A 19968-nucleotide genomic window follows, 5' to 3' on the forward strand; every position below is an offset into this window, starting at 1 on the left:
TTGAATAAAGCCCGGCCTCCTGTGAAATTGAGAGCAGGAAGGCGCGGGCTATTTATATGTGCTTACAGGATGGGAAAAAGGTTGTCCTACCTTGGATCGCCGTCCCGTCCGGGGTCGTGCGATAGCTCGACCTGAATGGTATCGCGATCGCGGGTCATTTCGTTAATGCGGATGCCGTTTTTCTCCAGCGAGTTTTTGATCAGCGACTCATCCTGCATAGGGAATACGTAGGAAGGCTGGTTTCCCGTACCGTCGAGCAGATTTACGGCAACCTCCAGAAGCTTTTCCATCGAGAAAGGCTTGCGCAAAAACTTTTCGAAATCTTTTTCATGATAGTTCATGGGCGGCTCCAAAGCTGTTGACACAATGACCGGGGTACGGAAAAAGACGGGATGACGGTAGAGCTCAGAGATAAAATCCCAGCCGGTTTTCGCTCCTTCCAGATGAATGTCGACAATACAAAGCCGGGGCATATGAGTACGAATCTGATGCAGGGCCATCATGCCTTCTTCCGCTGAACGGAGATGAACGGTAGGGAGATTCAGCTTGGCGAGAGCGACCTGAATCAGCTTAGCCAAATTATCGTCGTCCTCAAGAATGATGACACTGCCTTCCGCATTCGCGACTTTGTGCGCTTCCAGCCCGATCGTAAACGTCGTACCTTCGCCCATCTGCGATGCAAACGTGATGGAGCCGTGGTGCGCGTCGACAATTTCCTTTACAATGGCGAGCCCCAGACCGGTCCCCCCGATTTGGCGGCGGTCCGAATTATCGACGCGGTAAAATTTGGAGAACAGCTTGCCGTGCGCCTCCTCCGGAATGCCGAGCCCATAGTCGGTTACGAGCAGCTGAACCTGCTCGCCGTCTTGCCGGATCGTGACATCGACCGTGTCCGCTTGCGGCGAATATTTAATGGCGTTGCTCAGCAGGTTGTGAATGATCTGCTTGAAACGGTCGGCATCGGCCCGAATCCATACCTCGCGATCAGGCAGATGAAGCTCGATCCGATGGCTTTGCTTGCCTTTCCATTGGTAGGCAGCCTCCTCCAGCAAGCTGACCAGATCGACGGGCGCAAAGTGGTACACCTGCTTGCCGGATTCCATTCGCTGCAAATCGAGGAAATCGTTAATCAACGTGGACAGCCGATTCGCTTCCTTGTAGATGGTTTCCATATATTTGCGCTGCTTGTCCGGCGGAAGCTGGCGGTGCAGCAAAATTTCAATGAAGCCGAGCACGCTGGCAAGCGGCGTCCGCAGCTCGTGGGAGACGATGCTGACGAACTCGTTTTTCATCTCGTCGACCTTTTCTTCTTCAGTCCGGTCCCGGAACACGAACAAATAGCCTTGTTCCGCCTGCTGCTGCTTGTCCCCTACCTTGGTGGCGTACAGCTCCAAATACCGGGGCTGCTGGTCTTGACCGGTGAAAACGAAGCGTTCCGTGAGCTTGTCCAACGACCCGTTGAGCAGGCCGGCAATCGATAAATGAATCGGTTTGAACGACGGGCTGATCTCGTCGATATATACATCGAGATCCTTCCAATTTACCCCGATCTGTCCGTCTAAAGGCAAATAATCGCCCATCCGCTCATTGACAAACCGCAGGTTGCCGTTCGCGTCGCACAGCATCATCCCTTCGTGCGTCGATTCCAATATATTTTCGATCAAGTCCCGCTGCTCGGCGATGAGCTGCTTTTCCTGGGTGAGCTGCTCGTTCAATTGCTCCAGACGCTGCGCCTGCCTGTGCCTCTCCTCATTCATCGACTGCGCCAGAAAGGCGAGCCCGAACTGTCGCGCCAATCCTATGGTCAGCCGGTTTCTTTGTTCGCTGCGCGACGTCAGGTAGCTGGTCAACAGCAGGAAGCCGATCGTATCGCCGTTATCATCGAACAGCGGATAATATTGATCCAACGCAAAGCTGACGGATTGGTGCAGGCCCTGTTCCAACGGAGATAAATCTCTTCGGCAGGCGACGGGCTCTTTTTCCTGAAACACGCGGAGCGCCGGCCCGAACAGAACGGATCGGACTTGAGTCGGCGGCTGCTGCGGGTAGCCGATGGCATATAAGACCGTATAGTCGGATGCTCCGGGCTCCTTGTCCGCTCCGCCTGAACCGGCGTCTTCCGCGGGCGTCCGGATCACAAGCATAGCCGCATCCATTCGGAGCGAGTCAAGCAGAGCGGGGATGGAGGCATGCAGGAAATGGTCCATGTTCAAAGCGCCGGTCAATTTTTCCTGATACATGCTGATCGCCTCGAGCTCCTGCTCGCGCTGGGACAGCTTCTCGAGCGTATCTTCCTGTTCCTCCTGCTGGGCGATGATTTCTTCGTTCTGCGACTCCAGGCTTTCCGCCATATAACGGTACGTTTCCTCGCTCTTGCGCAGCGCTGCTTCCGCCCGGTTCGCGCGGCTGAAGATGAAGGCCGACAGGAGACCGATTATTAGGGCCAGTCCGCCGCCTGTCGAGATAATGATTCTGGTCAGATGTCCGGCCTGGTAGGCGTCTTGATACGAATTTTCGGCGATCGTTTCGATCTCCGTACGGACTTTGATATGCAGCTGGCGAAACCGGTCCATCATCGTTTTTCCATTCGTGATCCGAGTGCGTGCCTCATCCAGATTGCCGCTGCGGACCAGGGCGATTTGCGAGATGTAGTACTCGTCGAGCCGTTTCAACAGCGGCAGCAGATCGCCCTCCATCAGGCTTTTCAGAGCGGGGTACTTTTTCTGGTAATCGGCCATCACTTCCAAATCGGGTGCAAGCTGCTGCTTGCCCAACTCGTAGGCCTCCAAATATTTCTCATCGCCCGACACCACATAACCGCGCAGACCGCTCTCCTGATTGATGACGTCTTCCAATATATTTTCCGCAACAACAGACAGGGGGATAATATCGTTAACAATCCCTTTCATTGCATTCTCCATATTGTTCGAGGCCAAATAGCTGGACACGCTGACGAAAGCGAGCAGGGAAATGATCATAATGACGTACAGCAGCGATACTTTGGATCGCGTAATATTCATCGGATAACCACCTTGTACAAGTTGATGCCAAGCCCGTATGCAGCTGACGGTAATCATTTCGACTCTTTATCGACAAATTCCTTTATTTGGCTCGTCGGATGCGGTCGATTTTTCACATATTTAATCGGAAGCGGGAGAACCGGCGAACGACATAGCGTGAAAGTCGAAAGCTGACAAGAAATGTTTGCCAGTTTTTTTAATCTGGCTTACAATAGCAATAAGATTGTAAGCAATAATAACATTAAACTTACGCGTTGGGGCAGCAGGAGGCGAAATGAGATTGCAAGCTAACGAAACTTTTTGCACCGAGGAGCTGAAGCCGTTCTTTCAGCCGATCTTATCGCTCCAAAATCAAAAAATTATCGCCTATGAAGCATTGGGCCGGCGGGTGACAGGGGGGAACATTTATAGCTTGGGTTCGTTTTTCCACGATCCGTCCGTCGATGTGCAGCAGCATTTGCAGGTGGACCGGCTGTTGCGCGAAAAATCGATTGCGACCTTCGCCCGATCGGAAGGCGATGCGATGCTTTTTATCAACTTAAAGCCGTCGTGGATTTACAAAATTTATAAGGAAACCGGCATATTGCCGACGCTGCAGCTGGTGGAAAAGCATGGACTGGACCCGTCGCGGGTCGTGATCGAAATTACGGAAGAGGAATTTCACGGGCGTCTGGATGAGCTATCCGCCATTGTTGATGTATACCGGCGGCAGGGCTGCCTGATTGCAATTGACGATATCGGCAGCGGTTACAGCAATTATGACCGGATCGCCTCGATTCAGCCTAATATTTTAAAAATCGATCTGAAGCTGCTGAAAAAAAGCAAGCATCATGAGGGGTATAATGCGCTTTTGAATTCATTTTCGATTTTGTCGTCGCAAATGGGGTCGTCGCTCCTGATCGAAGGCGTAGAAACGAAGCAGGATCTGTATCATTCGTTAAAAGCAGGCGCACGTTATGTGCAAGGGTTTTTGTTTTCCGAGGCGAAGGCGGAGTTCCAGCCCGAGCGGGCTTACGAGCCGCTGCTGAAGGAAGAAATCCGGCTTTATACCGAGCTGGAGGTGGCGCGGTACCGTGCGTTGTTCTCCGTTCAGGAAACGTTGAAGGAGCTTATTTCGTCCGAGCTGCGGGTGGCGTCCGCCGGCGATGCCGATGCGATGATCGGGAGCCTGCTGGGCAGCGTGGGCGACAATGTAATGAGGATGTACATATGCCGCGATGACGGCTGCCAAGTATCGTCGAATTACACCCGCGATCAGGCTGAAGGCTGGAAAAGAGACGCCCGCTTTCAAGGCTCGAACTGGATATGGCGGCCCTACTTCATACCGAATATGATGCGCATGGATCATCAGCAGCAGGGCATTCTGTCTCAAGTGTATACAGACCTCGATACGGCGCAGCCGATGCAAACGTACTCATGTCCGGTGGGAGAGTCGCATTATATCTTTTTGGATTTGAGCGTCTGAAAGGGTAGGGAAATCGGGAATTGCCTATAAAAAAAGCGAGCGGGTTAACCTTCAACCCACTCGCTGCGGAGCGCAAACAGTTCCTTCAAGTCGTTGGTCGACAGCTCGGTGATCCATTGCTCGCCGCTGCCGACAATTTGCTGGCTCAAGCTCTGCTTCTTCTCGATCATTTCATCGATCCGTTCCTCGAGCGTGCCCAGCGTGACGAATTTATGCACCTGCACATGGCGGGTTTGGCCGATGCGGAAAGCCCGGTCGGTCGCCTGGTTCTCCACGGCCGGATTCCACCAGCGATCAAAGTGGAACACATGATTGGCCGCGGTCAGGTTAAGCCCGGTGCCGCCCGCCTTCAGCGAGAGCAGGAAAATGCCCGGCTGCCGTCCCCCGGACGGCGGCGCTTCGTCCTGGAATTCGCTTATCATCCGGTCTCTGCCCACTTTCGGCGTGCCGCCGTGCAGGAACAGCACCGGCGCCTCCAGCTCCTGCTCCAAAATGCGCTGGAGCAAATGGCCGGTTTCCACGAACTGCGTGAAAATGAGGCATTTATCCCCTTCCTGGCGCAGCTCCTGCACCATTTCAATGAGCCGCTCGACTTTGTTGGAGCGCTGCTGCCATGGGGCGCCGGACGGTTCCTTGAGCATCAGCGAAGGGTGGTTGCAGATTTGCTTAAGCTTTGTCAATGCTGCCAATATAAGCCCTCTGCGTTCCATCGGACTCAGGCTGTCCAGCCGCTCAAACATATCCTTAATATAATTTTCGTATAAGATACCTTGCTCCGCCGTTAGCGAAACAAACGTTTTGTATTCGTTTTTATCCGGCAAATCGAGCTGGATCGCCGGGTCCTTCTTCACCCGGCGCAGCAGGAACGGACGAATGAGCCGTTGGACCTTCGCTATGAGCTCGGGGTCATTCGATTTCTCTATAGCGCTCACGTAGTGGTGCGTAAATTCGCGCAGCGTCCCGAGATAGCCGGGATTCAAGAAGTCGAAGATCGACCACAGCTCGGTAAGGCGGTTCTCAATCGGCGTCCCCGTCATCGCGATCCGGTGCTGCCCTTTCAGGCTGCGGATCGAAGTGGCCTGCTTGGTATAGGCGTTTTTGATGTTCTGCGCTTCATCGAGACAGATAGAGCTCCATTCGAGCTGGGTCAGCTCCGCTTCGTCCAAATGCGACAGCGTATAAGTCGTCAGCACGAGATCATAGCCTTCGCATGCTTCTTTAAACGCCTCGCCCTTGGCGCGGTTCGGCCCGTAATGCAGATGAACCTTCAGCATCGGCGCAAACCGCTGCAGCTCCTTCTGCCAATTGCCGAGCACGGAGGTCGGGCAAATCAGCAGCGACGGCGCGGATAAGCCGTCGTCCTGTCCGTCCTGCGCGGCCTGTTCGCGCATATAGAGCAGGTATGTGATCATCTGAATCGTTTTGCCGAGACCCATGTCGTCGGCGAGGCAGCCGCCCAAGCTTGCGCTGCGCAAAAACAGCAGCCAGGAAATGCCCTCCAGCTGGTAGGGGCGCAGCGTCCCATGAAACGAGACCGGCGGCTCGATCAGCGGCGGCCGCTGGACATGATTGAGCAGTGCGACCATTTCCTGCAGATGCTCGTTGAGCTCAACTTCCATTTGCAGCGAACGCTCGAAGCCGTATTCTTCCTCGCCCTCCTGAGAGCCGAGCAAGTGCAGCTCCAGAACGTCGCGGAACGAAAGTCCCTGCTTCTTCTGCACCTGTTGCATGACCTGCTCCAGCTGCCTGAGCTGCTCGGGATCGAGCTGAATCCACTGGCCGCGGATTTGCACAAGCTTGCGCTTCTCTTCGAGCAGCGTACGAAATTCGTCTTCGGTCAGCTCGATATCGCCGAGCGCGATTTTCCAATCGAACTGCATCAGCTGCTGCAGGCCGAACATCGCCTGTGGTCCGGAGCCGACCGACGATTTGATCTTCGCCTTGAGCCGTGGCCGCCAGCGGCGAATCCGCTCCCACCAGGCGGGCAGGAAGACGGAATAGCCCGCCTCCATCAGGCGCAGGCTGCCCTGCGTAAGCAGCTGCCAAGCCTCCTCCTGCGACAGCTCGGAGCGCAGGACGGGACTGTCCTCGCTCTGCTGGAGCGAGGGCTGAATGCGCCGCCACTTGGCGAGGTCCTTCGCCGCGCGGTGCAGATGCGGCTGCCACGCCGCGGGCAGCGCCGCCAGCGCCTGCGGCAGCGCGCCGGCGTCCGCCGCGCCCGCCTCGGCGGCGCCGGGCGCCAGGGCATCGCGTTCCGGCGCGATGCCGGTCCCGCCGACGGCTGCAGCGTCGGCATCAACGGGCGGCGCAGCCGCAGCGGCCCCGGCTGCGCTATGCGCCTCTTCCGCGTCGGCCTGCGGCAGCGCCGTCTCCTGCGGTGCGGCGACGAGCCGCGCGGCCTGCTCCAGCGCTTCCGCGTCGACCTCGCGCAGCACGTCCTTGTCTGCGCGGTCCTGCAGGATCACGCGCAGCGGCCAGCCGCCGCGGCTGTGCGTCGGCTCGATCAGCTGCAGGCACGTCCTGAACGGCGTGCCGTCCGTCTGCCAGCCGATGGACACGAGCCAATCCTCCTCGTCCATCCACAGGTCGGCCGGCAGCTTCCCGCGCTGCAGCAGCGGATATGTCTGCTCCAGCCTGCGAATGCTATCGCGCAGCGTGCCGTCCTCCTCGCTCCACTCGGGGATGAGCCGGTCCATCCACTGCTGCGCCAGCGGCGACAAGCCTTCCGCCGTCACGCTGTCCGGCAGCTCCAGCTTCCAGCCGAGCTCGCCCGCCTTCCACTTCGTGAAATCGGGCATGCAGCGGCCTTGTACCAGCGCCTCCTTGATATGAGGCGCCAGGCGTATCAGCTCCCGCAGCTCGCCGCTCCAGTCCAGCTTCACGTGCTGGACGGCGTCCGGGCTGCAGAAATAGTCCAGCGCCTCCAAAGCGGGCAGCTGCAGCCCCTCGACGTTCATCGACTCGACGACCTCGATGAACGTGCCGTAAAACGACGGCTGATGCCAGGCGAACAGCAGGTGCTTCAAGTCGTGCGCATCGCTGATGCCGCCGTTATACCGCGCGCCCCAAATGAAAAAGCAGCCGGGAGCGACCCATCGGGTATGAACGGTAATTGCAGTCGTGTCGATCATGGAATCCATTTCCCTTTCCGGAGCTCTTCTTGCAGCGCGCGCAAGCGGGAATACCGGTTAGCCAGGCGGTAAATGTACGCCTCCCAGCTATTCGGCTTCCCCAGCTTTTTATAGTAGGCCTGCAGCTTCTTCAACAGCCTGACAGCCATTTTGTACGAGTTGCGGTTTTTCTCGGCAATGCAGCGCTCGACCGCTTGGTGATACAGCGGCAGCAGCAGGGAGGGGTCATGCGCCTCCACGGCTTTCAAATCCATCGTATATAAATTAAGCGGCGACACCCGGTTTGCCAGCTGCAGATCGACCCAGGCCTTGAACCGGTTCGCCTTCAATAAATAAGCGGTATAAAAAAAGTACGTTCGCGGAAGCAGGGCGATCATAACATCGACCCATTCGCCATCGTCGGGCTGACGGTTGACCGCCTCCATCCAATAGGTGCAAAACATGCGCAGCTCCTCCTGCTGAGCTCGCTGTACGGACGGAAGCAGCCAGCGCAGCCATGCCAGCATGCGGTCCCATTGCTGCTCGTCGTAAAAGCGGTGCAAATAAATGAAGAAATCGCGCGCTTCCCGTTTGTTAAGCTGCTCCAGTACTATGCGTGCCCGATCGTCCCGGCCGTCCATAATATCAAAATGCGCGAGCGCTATCACCACTGCGTCCCGTCTTCGCGGCATTACGTTCGATTTGGACAAAATAAACGCAAGCTGCTTGCGTTCGCGTTCCAGCCGTTCCGTGCGGGATTCGAGCCGCCACCAGACGATCCGGTAAACGAGCAACCAGTCCATCGGCGAGTCTTTGCCGGCCAGCGCCCCTTCTCCGATGAACGCCAGCGTATCGTCGACTGCGGCTGCATGCAGCTGCTGAATCGCCTCGAAATCGATGGCGGGGAGGCTGGTCTGCAGCTGCTCGATACACTGCTTGGCGACCGTCTTGCTGCCGGTTTCGATGTAATAGGACAAGTAGGACGTCTTCGTATCGCTGTAAAACTGCTCGACCTTCCGCATGATGAACAGCAGCACGTGAAGCCCGTACAGACTGCGCAGCGGTTCTTCCCAGTCCGCGGCGATCGGCGTCAGCGAATCTTTGGCCGCATTGTAAAACAGCTCGATCGAATGCTGCTGCGACAGCGAATAACCGTAAAACTGCTGGTCAAAATAGCGCTGCCAAGTCGAAGGCGCCTGATCCGCCTGCGGCGCTTCGAGCCGTTCCGTTTTTTTCACGGATTTGGCGTCGGTCGCAGCGGTCCGGTTTTGCTGCTGGCGGCTTTTTACCATAATGGCCTGCTTCAACTGCTGCAGCAGCAGTTCCGGGCGTGCAAACGATGCATACAATGTGAAAATAACGGCAGCCATATGCTCGCAGTAGGTTTGCTGTCCGCAGCTGCATTCGCTTTTGGCGAACTGCTCCATATCCAGGCTGACGTCATAGATCTCCTCGCCGCTCACGTAAGCGTGAATTTCCACTCCATGGCGCAGCTCGATCTCATTCACACAGCTTTTATGATGATACTCCCAACCGCGCTCCAGATCCGGCAGTTCAAAGTCGTGCTGCATCCGCTCAATTAAATAATTTATTCGGTTTTTCGGGATTTGCAGCTTCAGCATGAGAAACATTCCGCCTCCGAACTCGTTGTCTATCCTTATAGTGTAACAGATTTTGGATTTAAATGCTTCCTTCGCGCGGTTGCATGGAACTGTTTTTTCGGGTTAAAATGCTTAATAAGCGTTTCCAAACGATTTCCATTTTGGAAGGACTGATGGTAATGGGAGTTAAATTCGGTCGGGAATATCCTGACATTATTAACGATTTCACGGATGCTTTGCACAGTATTGACGAATGCTACTCTTTTTTGGAGATGACCCCGGAGGAATGGAACGGGCTGGGACGCGAGGAGCAGCAGGAGTGTATTAAAACGTTGGCGGACGATTTGTTTTACGGGCTGGGCAGCGATCCGAAAATGTTGGTCGGCACCTGTACGATCAGTCATGATAAGGATAAGCACGTCATTGTGATTTACCATAAGGAAAAGCTGATCAGCGTTATTTATTTGGTATGAGCGCGATGAAAGGGAAGCTGACGGAAGAGGAGATCGTATCGGGGCTGGAGAAGCTGCAGGGCTGGAGCCGGGAAGCGGACGGTAAATGGATCGTCAAAAAATACCGGTTCTCCGATTATTTGGCAGGTATCGCATTCGTGGAACGCGCGGCGCGAATCGCCGAGCTCGAGTTGAATCATCACCCGATGATCAGCATCGATTATAAGCTGGTGACGCTGCGGCTTACCTCATGGCATGCCGGCGGATTGACCGCGCTTGATTTTGAAGCGGCGGCCCGTTTCGATGAAGTATGGAACGGCTAGCGGGAAAAAGCAGGGCATCCTTTTTCATGTAAGCTGCCGCTTGCGGAACGCTTGGACGGTCAGGGATGCTGGCACAGGGGCAGGCCAATCCTCCTGCCTCTTATCGATTCGGCTGGCCGTTCGTTGGATTTAATGCTGCGGGATGAAGGATTATGAGCTGCGTAAATCGCTCGGACGGCAGCGCTCATTCACATATGCTTGTCCGTCACGGCAAACGCTTACCTGGCTGCATATTTCGGACGCCATACCATGCAGTAAAATAAATTCCGGCCGGTCGGTGTCATCCGGTCGTACGTGTCGGTATGCACGAACCCCGCTTTCCGATAAACGCGGAAGGCGCGAATATTCCAGCTGAGCACCTCCAGATCGATTTCGTTGGCAGGTGCTTTTTGTTTGGCTTCGGCTGCTATTGCGCGTACAAATTCAACTCCGAGCCCTTGCCCGCACAAGTCCGGGCGCATGCCCAAGCCAAGCCGTGTCACACCCTGCATCGGAAAAAACTGGGCGAACCCCAATAGAAATCCTTGCTCGTCCACAACTGCGCGGTACTGTTTCTCCCTCAGCTCAGGGTCGGCAAATTCCTCCTGCTCGGACAACATCGTCTCCCATGGACGCCAATTGTAAACGTCGTAAGGGGGCGGGTAGGACCAGGTGCAAATGTCGCGGCAGTGGTCTTCGATTAAAGGGACGATCCTCAAAGATGTCGCGTTCAGCATTGTCAAACAACTCCCTTGTCGCATGCACGGTTTGTTCAGCTCATTTTCACCCTCATTGTACCTGCATGGAATGATTTTGTCGATTCGTTTTCCCATTTGAACGTTTTTATCATTTTGCCAGGCGGACATTCCGTTGTATACTAAGTACATATACCTACCATAGAGAAGGAAGTGAAATTCATGCGGCATATTGTAAGTCAAAGCTGGCTGTTCGAGCACGGAACGGACGAAGATGTCGTCATAGCGGACTGCCGTTTTCAATTAGGAAACCCGGCCGCAGGCCAGGAGGCCTATGCTGTCGATCATATTCCGGGCGCCGTTTATTTCGATTTGGAACGCGATCTGTCCGGACCCAAGAGCGAGCACGGAGGCCGGCATCCGCTGCCGGATTGGAATGATTTCGTGATCAAGCTCGGCGAGGCAGGCATTCATAACGAAACGACTGTAATCGCTTACGACGATCAAGGCGGCGCGATGGCATCGCGATTGTGGTGGATGCTGTATTATCTCGGCCACAAGCGGGTTTTTGTATTGGACGGAGGCTACGCCCGGTGGAAGGAGTCCGGCTATCCGGTAAGCGACGGGCCGGCGAACGAGCACCCGACCTTGTTCGAGCCGAAGCCGCTGGAGCATATCGTGGTCGGTATGGAGGATGTCAAAAGCCGAATCGGTCGCCCGGGCACCGTCCTGATCGATTCGCGCGAGGAGCGCCGTTATATGGGGCTGGAAGAAGCGATTGATCCGATAGCAGGTCATATTCCGGGCGCGAAGTCGTATTTCTGGAAGGGCGGCCTGGATGAGCAGGGCAACAACTGGAAAAACGAGGCGGAACTGCGAGAGCGATTCGCGGAACTGCGGGATGCCGATGAAATTATTGTGTACTGCGGTTCCGGCGTGACCGCCTGCCCGAACGTGCTTGCGCTGCAGGAAGCGGGCTTCCCGAATGTGAAGCTGTACTCCGGCAGCTGGAGCGATTGGGTTTCGTATAAGGACAATCCGGTCGCGACGGGTCGGGAGTAAGGGCTGAGGCCGCGTGGGGCGCGGGTTTGGGGGTTGTGACAGGTTGGGAGCAAGTGACCTGTTGCGGCCCTCTTTGGGTTTTCCGTTCAACAGCTTGCAAACAAGAAATTGAAGAAAGCAGTTGCAAGCGGCCCGGAACCAACCATAGCCCAGCAGTCGGGTCAAGTTGCCCAACAGTCGAACACCCGCCAGCATAGAGTACAGGAACAGCCAGAGCAAGCATAGATTCAGCCAGAGCATGGGGACTCGCTTGGCTTCTCTTGCTTGCTCTTGAGTTATTATTCAGCCACTCCCCCTGCAAGGCAGCGCTTTTGTTGCTGTTTTGAGGTTAATAGTGGGCAAGGTGGACGAGGTTCTGGCAAGGTATGGGCAAGGTAAACCTGAGCCGTAGGGAGCGGCGGCGATAATAATGGGCAAGATGGGCAAGGTCAGACGACTATACCTTTGGGTTTGGTTGCAGGGGTCGGCATTTTGTTCCTCTTGGGGTATATTTAGATACTTGTCCATCTTGTCCATAGGAAGCAGAGCCGTCCAGAACGGTCGGGAGCATACTTGTCCACCCCCTTGCCCATACCTTGCCCATCCCCTCCGGCCGGCGAATTGCTTTCGGTTCTCTTTGACCAGCGCGGCAAGAAGTTCCGCTGTACGTTTGGTTATAGGGACAACCCGCGAGCTACCTTTCTTGGCAACGCTGGCGCGAACGGTGATCGTTTTGCCGGTCAGGTTCAAGTCGTCCACGGTCAGGTTCAGCGCTTCATTGATCCGAAGTCCGGTGTCGAAAAGCATGGTGAGCAACACATAATCACGGAAGCCTGTGTACTCTCGTTGATTCGGTGCAGCAAGCAGTTGCAGCACTTGTTCATTCTCGAAAGCGCCGATGGTGTCCTCTGCAACCTTTTGCAGCTTGATGCGGGACGCAAGGTCGGTTTGCAGGTAGCCTTCGTCGTGGAGGAACCGAAGGAAGCACTTGAGCGTCCTGGTACGTATGTTTACGGTCGCAGGAGACAAGCCTTTGGCGATGTTGTAACGTTGGGTGTCCGGTGTACAAGGTTTGTTCTGTCAGCATGTACCCGACGTACTGGCGAACGTGGTCAGCGGTCAGTTGTTCCAGTTTGAGTGTAGGATACTGTTTGGTCAGCCAGCGTTGCAGGTAGCGGTAGTGGCTTTTGTGGTCGTTCAGTGTCCGGGGCTTTAATCCTTCTGTTTCCTTGGCTCGAAGGAACAAGCCATAGTAATAATCGAGCGGATGATGCAAAGAGACCTCAGCAGAAGTCAAGCGTTCGCGTGTTGCGGTTGTTGTCGGCATATGAATCGCTCCTCTCAAAATGGATGCAAAAAAGCCGCCAAAGCTGTGGCGGCATTAATCCTGGTCATCTATAATAATTATAAAAATTGGAAATCCAAGCGGACAAGGTATCTACATATTACTTAAAGCAAGAACGCTGAACTAACGGGCAGCATAACTTGACCACTCGATTTGAAACTATGATACGGTTCACGCCTTAAAAGGCGAAAAGAGCCCTGTTCAACTAGGACTCCGCTTCCCCTTAAACCATTAAGAAAAACAACCACATAAAAGAGCGAACACCTTAGGAGTGTCCGCCCGAAGAGCAGTTGTGCATTTATACCAAGTTATACCAGTGGATGCGGTACATAAAGTTCTTCTAAACTCGTGATTTCTTCAGAAGTCAATTTAACCGACAACGCCGAAACCGCATCTTCGAGATGGCTGATCTTGGTCGAACCGATAATCGGTGCTGTGACTTCTTCCTTTTGCAACAACCACGCAAGTGCAATCTGTGCGCGTGGAAGGCCTCGGTTAACGGCAACTTCCGCAACTCTTGCCACAACTTTGCGATCAGCTTCTTCCGTTCTTGAAAACAACGCCTTTGCTACCTGGTCATTCTCGGATCGCGAGGTCTGCTCATTCCAATCCCGGGTTAACCGGCCTGCAGCCAAAGGCAGGTAAGGAGTGACGCCAACTCCCTCATCTTTGCAAAGGGGGAGCATTTCTCTTTCTTCTTCCCGATAGAGCAAGTTAAGTCTATTTTCCATGGAAACGAACCGTGTCCAGCCATTGCGTTCCGCGACATGCTGAGCTTTCGCAAACTGCCATGCCAGCATGGAGGATGCTCCGATGTATCTGGCCTTGCCCGCCTTAACTAAATCGTAAAGAGCCTCCATTGTCTCCTCAATTGGCGTTTTTGGATCCCAACGATGGATCTGGTACAAATCGATGTAGTCCGTTCCAAGCCGTTTTAGACTGTTATCAATTTCGGTCATGATGGCTTTAAGGGAAAGTCCCATAGCATTCGGACCTTTACGCATCGGAACAAATACCTTTGTAGCAATGACGACTTCGTCACGACGAGCGAATTCCTTTAAGGCACGTCCGAGAATTTCTTCGCTTGTTCCATCGGAATACATATTGGCGGTACTGAAAAAGTTGATGCCCAATTCCAGTGCTTTTTTAATGATCGGTCTGCTTTGCTCCTCATTTAACGACCACGGGGTATTGCCACGTTCAGGTACTCCGAAGCTCATGGTTCCAAGGCTTAACTTTGAAACTTCCAATCCGCTGCGTCCAAGTTTTACATATTCCATATGATAAGACACACTCCTTAAGTTTATATAGGGAAGGCATCACGCCTTCAGGTTGTTCACGCATTTTCTGGCGAGCCAGTGCTCGAGATTAAATCACCAAGGGAGCTGGCGTCTCTCGTTTGAGAATGTTCCCGTCGGACCGTCCTCGCCGAGCATTGCAAGGCGTACGGGATGAAGAGCAGCCTGCTCGACGGTGCCCGTGCCTTCAAAGTTGTTGAGGTCTGTCGCGGTGAAGCCCGGGCATACCGCATTGACTTTGATGCCTGTCGACTCGAGTTCGATGGCAAAAGCGAGCGTAATCGCGTTGAGAGCCGTCTTCGACGGGCTGTAAACGGCGCTGAACATCTCGCGATGCGAATTAGTCCGGTCCACGTTTAACGTCAGTGAGCCCGAGCCGCTCGACACGTTGACGATACGTGCGGCCGGCGCTTTACGAAGGAGCGGCAGCATCGCTTGCGTGACGGCGATGACGCCGAACACGTTCGTCTCGAACACCGCTCGCACCTCGTCTAGAAAAGCGACGCTTGGGCGCCCCGACTTCCCGACCTCCTCGAGAGGCCTGCCCGGCTGACTCGCGTGCGATATGCCCGCGTTGTTCACGAGCACGTCGAGACGGCCGAGCTCGTTGCGGATGCGTTCTGCCGCGGCGGAGATGGAATCCTGATTTGTAACGTCGAGCTGGAGAGCACGGGCATCCGCTCCGATGCTCTTCGCGGCCGTCTCCCCTTTCTCGAGATTGCGCGAGCCGACGAGCACAGTGAGCCGTGCGCCGCGAGATCTTTCGCGATTTGAAGACCGATTCCTTTATTGGCCCCGGTGACCAAGGCGACGGGTTTATCTTGCATAGTAATACCCCTCCTTTCTTTCTTGTATCCACTGCGACCTTTGTAATACGGCCTCTGGCTGGCACATTAACCTCGGGTCAACTGTCACTCAATTGGGTTGATGTGTCAACCAGTGAACACTTTACCACCTTTAAGTTGACACGTCAACTGTGTTATAATGTACCTATGGATAAGAACGAACTGAACGAAGAGGAAATGCGAATATGGAATATGTGGAAAGGTTCCTTTAAGAGAATCTTCGGTCGTGTTGTAAAAGACATGTCCGAAAACACAGGACTATCAGAGGGGGATTTTGGAGTATTAGATCGATTAGTCCAATTTGGGAACGGTAAGCTTCGCCAACAGGAATTAGCCGACTTGATGGACTGGGATAAGAGCCGATTGTCACATCACCTAACGCGGATGGAAAAACGCGGACTTGTATTGAGAAAGCCATTGGACAGAGAACGTGGTGTTGAAGTTATTATTACTCCCGGCGGAAAGTCAGCCTTGGATGAAGCCCTTCCCATAGTCTCAAAGGCCATACGCAAGCATTTTTTGGATCAATTAACCGATCAAGATATTGAGTCGATTACTACGCTGGCGGAAAGAACAAAAACAAGGTCTTCATCGTCTTGTAAAGAGACGTAAGGAATACCGGGAGATCGGCGTGAGCAAAAAGCAAGGTTAAGAAATCGGATATAGTTCAACTAAAGGTATGGTAGTTCTATTGTGATGGATTGCTTGCAAACAACCACCAACAGACTGCAAACAATAACACCCCACCCCTTCCATCCTTCCGGGTGCTACCCTTGCTTCACTTGGCCTTTTGTTGGCGTTCCGTTCGGCTTAACCCAGCCACAGGTGGATGACTCGCCTTGGCTCAAGCCATATTGTTCTGCCAGCCCCGTCGTCCACGGGCTTCTTGCTCCACAAGTCCTCCCAAGCGTAGCCAAGGGAGGTCGTTGCACATAAACGCTGGCATACCCTACGAGACATTCCCACCGCGCTGCTCCGACCCCCTACTTTCTGACGTTGGAACCCCTCAAACATAGGGGGTCGTGGGGGGATAAGAAGCTGGAGCGATTGGGTTTCGTATAAGGACAATCCGGTCGCGACGGGTCGGGAGTAAGGGCTGAGAAGCCGTGTGGGGCGCGGGTTTGGGGGCTGCGACAGATTGCAGATGGGAAGGTTGCTGCAGCCCTTTTACGGCTTTTCGTTCAACAACTTGCAAACAAGAAGCCGAGGAAAGTGTTTTCTGATCATCTTTGACGGTAGAGGGTGACAGTATCTTCAATCTTCAATTCACTTGTTCAACCCGTAGTGCATATGCTAAAATAACGTCAGAAAGACCGAGTGCTGGTAACACTCGGCCTATACAACTGGCTTGGATGGGATGTCCCTTCAAGTTAACGAGCGACAAAAACCCACCTTCGGCGGTCAACCTTTGGGTGGGTTTTTACTTTCTCCTGTTGTTAGTTGCAATGTATGTTAAAAGAGCAATAATAAATGTGCCAAAAAGAATCATGATCGTAATTGCATCTTTTATATCCATGGCTTCACCTCCTTTCGAAGGGAACCCATGCCCACCCAAGGTTCAATTGTACAAGATTATTTTATTGTATATCTGTAATGCGATCAAGTGTTCCAATTCCCCGAAAATCTCAATTGCAGCCCTCCCCGGGCTTTTCGTTCAACAGCTTGCAAAATTGTTGTAGTAGCCCCGAAGTTCTATTCTTTATGATAGAATAATGCTTAGGTCAAGAACGGGAGGCGTTTGATATGAACACAAACAGTATTCACGGGCAAACTCATGAGGGGCTTAGCGCATAATTGCCCATAAACTGCGTGATTCCCCATCGAGAGGGGAAAAACAAGTGAAGCAGTATGCATTACAGCAGTATGATTACCATGTTTGGGCTAACAAGAAGGTATGCACACATTTACAAGAAGTTTCCGAGGAAGTGTATCGCAAGGAAATGATTAGCGCGTTTCCAACGATCTACGATGCAATGACACACATCTATGTGATTGATTGCAATTGGTTTACGTTCCTATCCAGAGGCGGAGTCACTGACATGTCATCCGAATATTTTCAGGAATTAAAGGAATCGACAGATCGTTTGGTGGCCAAAACCGAAGGCAAACGTATTGAAGAGCTTGATCAAATGATGATCGAGTTGAGTGATCGTTTTAGGGAGTACATCGCGAAGCACGAGGATATTGAAGCGTTGTGTCCGTCCGGGGAGTTTAAAGCCCGCTATATCGACTTTATTCAGCATCTTGTGAATCACGGGACATATCACCGCGGGAATGTAACGGCTATGCTCAGGCAGATTGGACATCCCGGTACACCGACAGATTTTGGCTTCTACTTGTATACCATAAGCCAATAATGGCTGAAAAGAATGAATAAGAAACAGCCTGGAGCCTCATGCTCCAGGCTGTTTTGCCGCCTCTCAATTGCGCTTATCATCCAGGCTGTCTTTCCAGAAGTAGGATCTCTCTCCCGACATGTGGACCGCTACTGGTCCATCGCTATGTGGATGAACAATGTTATACCATTAGTATACCGTGGTTTCCAGTTACCGTTATATACGTCGCTGGAACACCCTCATTTAATAAAGCTTGTCGATCACTTTGCTTTCGGTAATGGATATGCGGCACTATTCGAATGGTTTGATGGCGAATGTTTACACTCACACTGGTCTTTTCCGCCCCCAGCCAAATACAATCATTCGGATTCGGGATTCGCCATATTATCGGTACAAGCTTCTGCCGGTAAACAAACGATTGGAATCTTTGGAAGCTATCTTTTCTTTTCATGAACATGTAAAATCAATAGGATATATTGCTGTAGATTTTTATGACGGCAGCATTTTGTATGATTTCAGAAACGATGTAACTAAAATATGCGATATTGATTTTTACCGGAATGGGCTTTCTTTTAATGAAATGGGGGAGCAATTCTGGGGTTCAGTACGTATAAATGGCGGCCTTGCAAAATAGAAAATCCGCGAGGTGTGAAGGGAAGCAGGATTGAACGGGTCACGTGGAACCGAGGAGGAATGATTTTTTTGAGAACCGATATTTATAATTGGAAGCCTGTGTCCGTATCTGAAATTTGCGCGATTTTTTCAGAAATCCCCATTACGTGGTGTATTGCAGGCGGATGGGCTTTGGATCTGCATTTAGGCAAACAGTCGAGAGAACATGCAGACATCGACGTTATCGTACTACGCGAGGAACAATCGACCCTGCTCACATCTCTAATAAATGGGGGTTGGCAGTTATACAAGGCTGAGAACGGGAAGCTTGATTTATGGGAAGAAGGCGAGTTTCTCACTTCTATCAAGGACGTATGGGTCAGTAGAGACAGCGGGGCGCCCTGGGCTTTTCAAATCATGCTGATTGATACAAACCAGGAATCCTGGGTTTATCACAGGGAAAAGCGTATCCGCAGATCATTGAAAGAGATAATGATAAGAACGGAAAAAGGGATTCCTTATTTAAAACCGGAAATACAGCTTCTTTATAAAGGCGGAAGCTCCGCAATCAGGGAAAAAGATCATCATGATTTTTTAACCGTTTTTCCTTCGTTAACGCCACAAGCTAAGGAATGGCTTAAAACCGCTTTGGTGAAGCAATTTCGGGATGGTCATACATGGGTTGATTATATGGAACTGAATGGGAAAGGAATGCATACGTAACATTTGCATTTTTGTTTTAGGATGCTTGATACATTAAAAGCCGCCCGAGCTGCGGCGGCATGCGGATGCGGATTGAACGTTTAAGCATGTTGAATTAATGCTGATAAAGTACCGTATCTGCTATTCGATTAAAATTTACAGGCGTGATCCGCCGCTGGCATCGATCAATTGGCCTGTAATCCAGCGGCTCTCTGCGGAGGCGAGAAAAGCGGCGATATCAGCGACGTCTTCAGGCTGCCCCCATCTGCCGAAAGTGGAAAGTCCGGCAGCGAATTTCTGGCCATCCGGGTTTTGCAGCGTCTCGGCATTCATATCGGTATCGATAAATCCAGGCAAAATTGCATTTACCGTAATGCTCCGGTTCCCAAGATGCTGGGCCAATACATAGGTTAGCGTATTGACTGCGCCCTTCGAAACGCTGTACCCGAGCAGATTCGGGAATGCAATTCGTGTAACGGCCGATGAAATATTGATAATTCTTCCTCCATCGTTCAAACGGGTTAAAGCTTGCTGAATGACAAAGATCGGAGATTTGACGTGGATGCCCAGAACTTCGTCCAATGATTGTTCGGTCGTTTCCTCAATCGTCGCTGCTTGCCCGATGCCCGCGTTGTTAACGAGAATATGAAATCGGCTATTTCCGGTTAATTGTTCAAGCGATGCATCGAGGTTGGCGAACAAAGCGCTCACTCCATCCGCAGAAGTTAAGTCGGCCCCGATTTTGAATGCCGTCCCGCCGTCGAGCTGTATCTTGCGAACGACTTCCTCCGCGGCTTCACGGTTGTTTTTGTAATGAACCGCAACGACAGCACCGTCTTGTGCCAGCCGCAGCGCAATGCCGCGGCCGATTCCCCGGCTTGCACCCGTAACCAATGCAACTTTTCCAGCTAATGTACCCATATATTCATCTCCTCTGTTTTTTTTCACTTTCAGTTATAGCACAGAGCGACATTTGAAATGTTGCGTTCTCATTCGGCGCGCATTTTATCTTCGGGTATCCGGTGACACACAAAATTAGTTTGCGCGGACAATCATTTTAGAGTAGCATAAAAAGAGACCGGACGGTCCGGTTTTTTAAAATGAAAATGAAAGGAGTGTTTCAGTTTATGTTAGCCCAAATTGT

Annotated in this window: 17 protein-coding genes; 8 read left to right on the forward strand and 9 right to left on the reverse strand. The window is 52.7% G+C overall.

The window, feature by feature from the left end:
- Positions 1-86: 86 nt before the first annotated feature.
- Positions 87-3020, reverse strand: coding sequence for an ATP-binding protein (locus E1757_RS30525; protein WP_133235426.1), 2934 nt, complete (start codon positions 3018-3020; stop codon positions 87-89).
- A gap of 274 nt (positions 3021-3294) precedes the next feature.
- Between E1757_RS30525 and E1757_RS30530 the strand changes: the two genes are divergently transcribed.
- Entirely contained in the window at positions 3295-4485 is a 1191-nt protein-coding gene (locus tag E1757_RS30530) for an EAL domain-containing protein (RefSeq protein ID WP_133235428.1), read from the forward strand.
- Between the two features lie 44 nt (positions 4486-4529).
- Here the strand turns inward: E1757_RS30530 and E1757_RS30535 are convergent, their stop codons facing one another.
- Positions 4530-7625, reverse strand: coding sequence for a DEAD/DEAH box helicase (locus tag E1757_RS30535; protein WP_246079653.1), 3096 nt, complete (start codon positions 7623-7625; stop codon positions 4530-4532).
- On the reverse strand, positions 7613-9217 hold the full coding sequence (locus E1757_RS30540) for an SWIM zinc finger family protein (protein ID WP_133235430.1): 1605 nt from the start codon (positions 9215-9217) through the stop codon (positions 7613-7615). Before E1757_RS30540 ends, E1757_RS30535 begins: the two co-directional genes overlap by 13 nt.
- A 158-nt stretch (positions 9218-9375) precedes the next feature.
- On the opposite strand from E1757_RS30540, the gene E1757_RS30545 reads away from it, so the two are divergent.
- Both E1757_RS30545 and E1757_RS30550 read left to right on the forward strand, forming a co-directional pair.
- Positions 9376-9669, forward strand: a complete 294-nt coding sequence (locus E1757_RS30545; protein WP_133235432.1) for a hypothetical protein — start codon at positions 9376-9378, stop codon at positions 9667-9669.
- A gap of 5 nt (positions 9670-9674) precedes the next feature.
- Complete coding sequence (locus tag E1757_RS30550; RefSeq protein WP_133235434.1) at positions 9675-9971, forward strand: 4a-hydroxytetrahydrobiopterin dehydratase; 297 nt, start codon at positions 9675-9677, stop codon at positions 9969-9971.
- 218 nt (positions 9972-10189) lie between these two features.
- Here the strand turns inward: E1757_RS30550 and E1757_RS30555 are convergent, their stop codons facing one another.
- Positions 10190-10687, reverse strand: a complete 498-nt coding sequence (locus E1757_RS30555) for a GNAT family N-acetyltransferase (protein ID WP_133235436.1) — start codon at positions 10685-10687, stop codon at positions 10190-10192.
- Between the two features lie 180 nt (positions 10688-10867).
- Here E1757_RS30555 and E1757_RS30560 point away from each other — a divergent pair, with 180 nt between their 5' ends.
- Positions 10868-11707 carry a sulfurtransferase gene (locus tag E1757_RS30560; protein ID WP_133235438.1) on the forward strand — a complete coding sequence of 280 codons (840 nt, stop codon included), beginning with the start codon at positions 10868-10870 and terminating at the stop codon, positions 11705-11707.
- A gap of 282 nt (positions 11708-11989) precedes the next feature.
- Here the strand turns inward: E1757_RS30560 and E1757_RS30565 are convergent, their stop codons facing one another.
- The 3 genes from E1757_RS30565 to E1757_RS30575 all read right to left on the reverse strand — a co-directional run bounded on the left by E1757_RS30565 (position 11990) and on the right by E1757_RS30575 (position 15067).
- Positions 11990-12715, reverse strand: a complete 726-nt coding sequence (locus E1757_RS30565) for a tyrosine-type recombinase/integrase (protein ID WP_165972367.1) — start codon at positions 12713-12715, stop codon at positions 11990-11992.
- Positions 12716-13339: 624 nt separating this feature from the next.
- Positions 13340-14311 carry an aldo/keto reductase gene (locus E1757_RS30570; RefSeq protein WP_133235442.1) on the reverse strand — a complete coding sequence of 324 codons (972 nt, stop codon included), beginning with the start codon at positions 14309-14311 and terminating at the stop codon, positions 13340-13342.
- A 93-nt stretch (positions 14312-14404) separates the two neighbouring features.
- Positions 14405-15067 (reverse strand): SDR family NAD(P)-dependent oxidoreductase, encoded by a 663-nt coding sequence (locus tag E1757_RS30575; RefSeq protein ID WP_246079654.1) that lies wholly within the window; start codon positions 15065-15067, stop codon positions 14405-14407.
- Between the two features lie 8 nt (positions 15068-15075).
- Between E1757_RS30575 and E1757_RS30580 the strand changes: the two genes are divergently transcribed.
- Complete coding sequence (locus E1757_RS30580) at positions 15076-15786, forward strand: MarR family winged helix-turn-helix transcriptional regulator (protein ID WP_246079655.1); 711 nt, start codon at positions 15076-15078, stop codon at positions 15784-15786.
- An 808-nt stretch (positions 15787-16594) separates the two neighbouring features.
- Here the strand turns inward: E1757_RS30580 and E1757_RS36275 are convergent.
- Positions 16595-16690 (reverse strand): putative holin-like toxin, encoded by a 96-nt coding sequence (locus E1757_RS36275; RefSeq protein ID WP_220446558.1) that lies wholly within the window; start codon positions 16688-16690, stop codon positions 16595-16597.
- A 322-nt stretch (positions 16691-17012) separates the two neighbouring features.
- On the opposite strand from E1757_RS36275, the gene E1757_RS30585 reads away from it, so the two are divergent.
- The 3 genes from E1757_RS30585 (at position 17013) to E1757_RS30595 (ending at position 18845) form a co-directional block, all read left to right on the forward strand.
- On the forward strand, positions 17013-17531 hold the full coding sequence (locus E1757_RS30585; RefSeq protein ID WP_133235446.1) for a DinB family protein: 519 nt from the start codon (positions 17013-17015) through the stop codon (positions 17529-17531).
- A 397-nt stretch (positions 17532-17928) separates the two neighbouring features.
- Positions 17929-18144 (forward strand): hypothetical protein, encoded by a 216-nt coding sequence (locus E1757_RS37130; protein WP_133235448.1) that lies wholly within the window; start codon positions 17929-17931, stop codon positions 18142-18144.
- A gap of 59 nt (positions 18145-18203) precedes the next feature.
- Positions 18204-18845: a nucleotidyltransferase domain-containing protein gene (locus E1757_RS30595; protein ID WP_342774614.1), complete on the forward strand. Its 642-nt coding sequence runs from the start codon at positions 18204-18206 to the stop codon at positions 18843-18845.
- Positions 18846-18980: 135 nt separating this feature from the next.
- On the opposite strand, the gene E1757_RS30600 is transcribed toward E1757_RS30595, so the two are convergent.
- Positions 18981-19745 carry an SDR family oxidoreductase gene (locus tag E1757_RS30600; protein ID WP_133235452.1) on the reverse strand — a complete coding sequence of 255 codons (765 nt, stop codon included), beginning with the start codon at positions 19743-19745 and terminating at the stop codon, positions 18981-18983.
- Between the last annotated feature and the right edge of the window lie 223 nt (positions 19746-19968).

The organism is Paenibacillus piri (genome assembly GCF_004354045.1).
Lineage (GTDB): Bacteria > Bacillota > Bacilli > Paenibacillales > NBRC-103111 > Paenibacillus_S > Paenibacillus_S piri.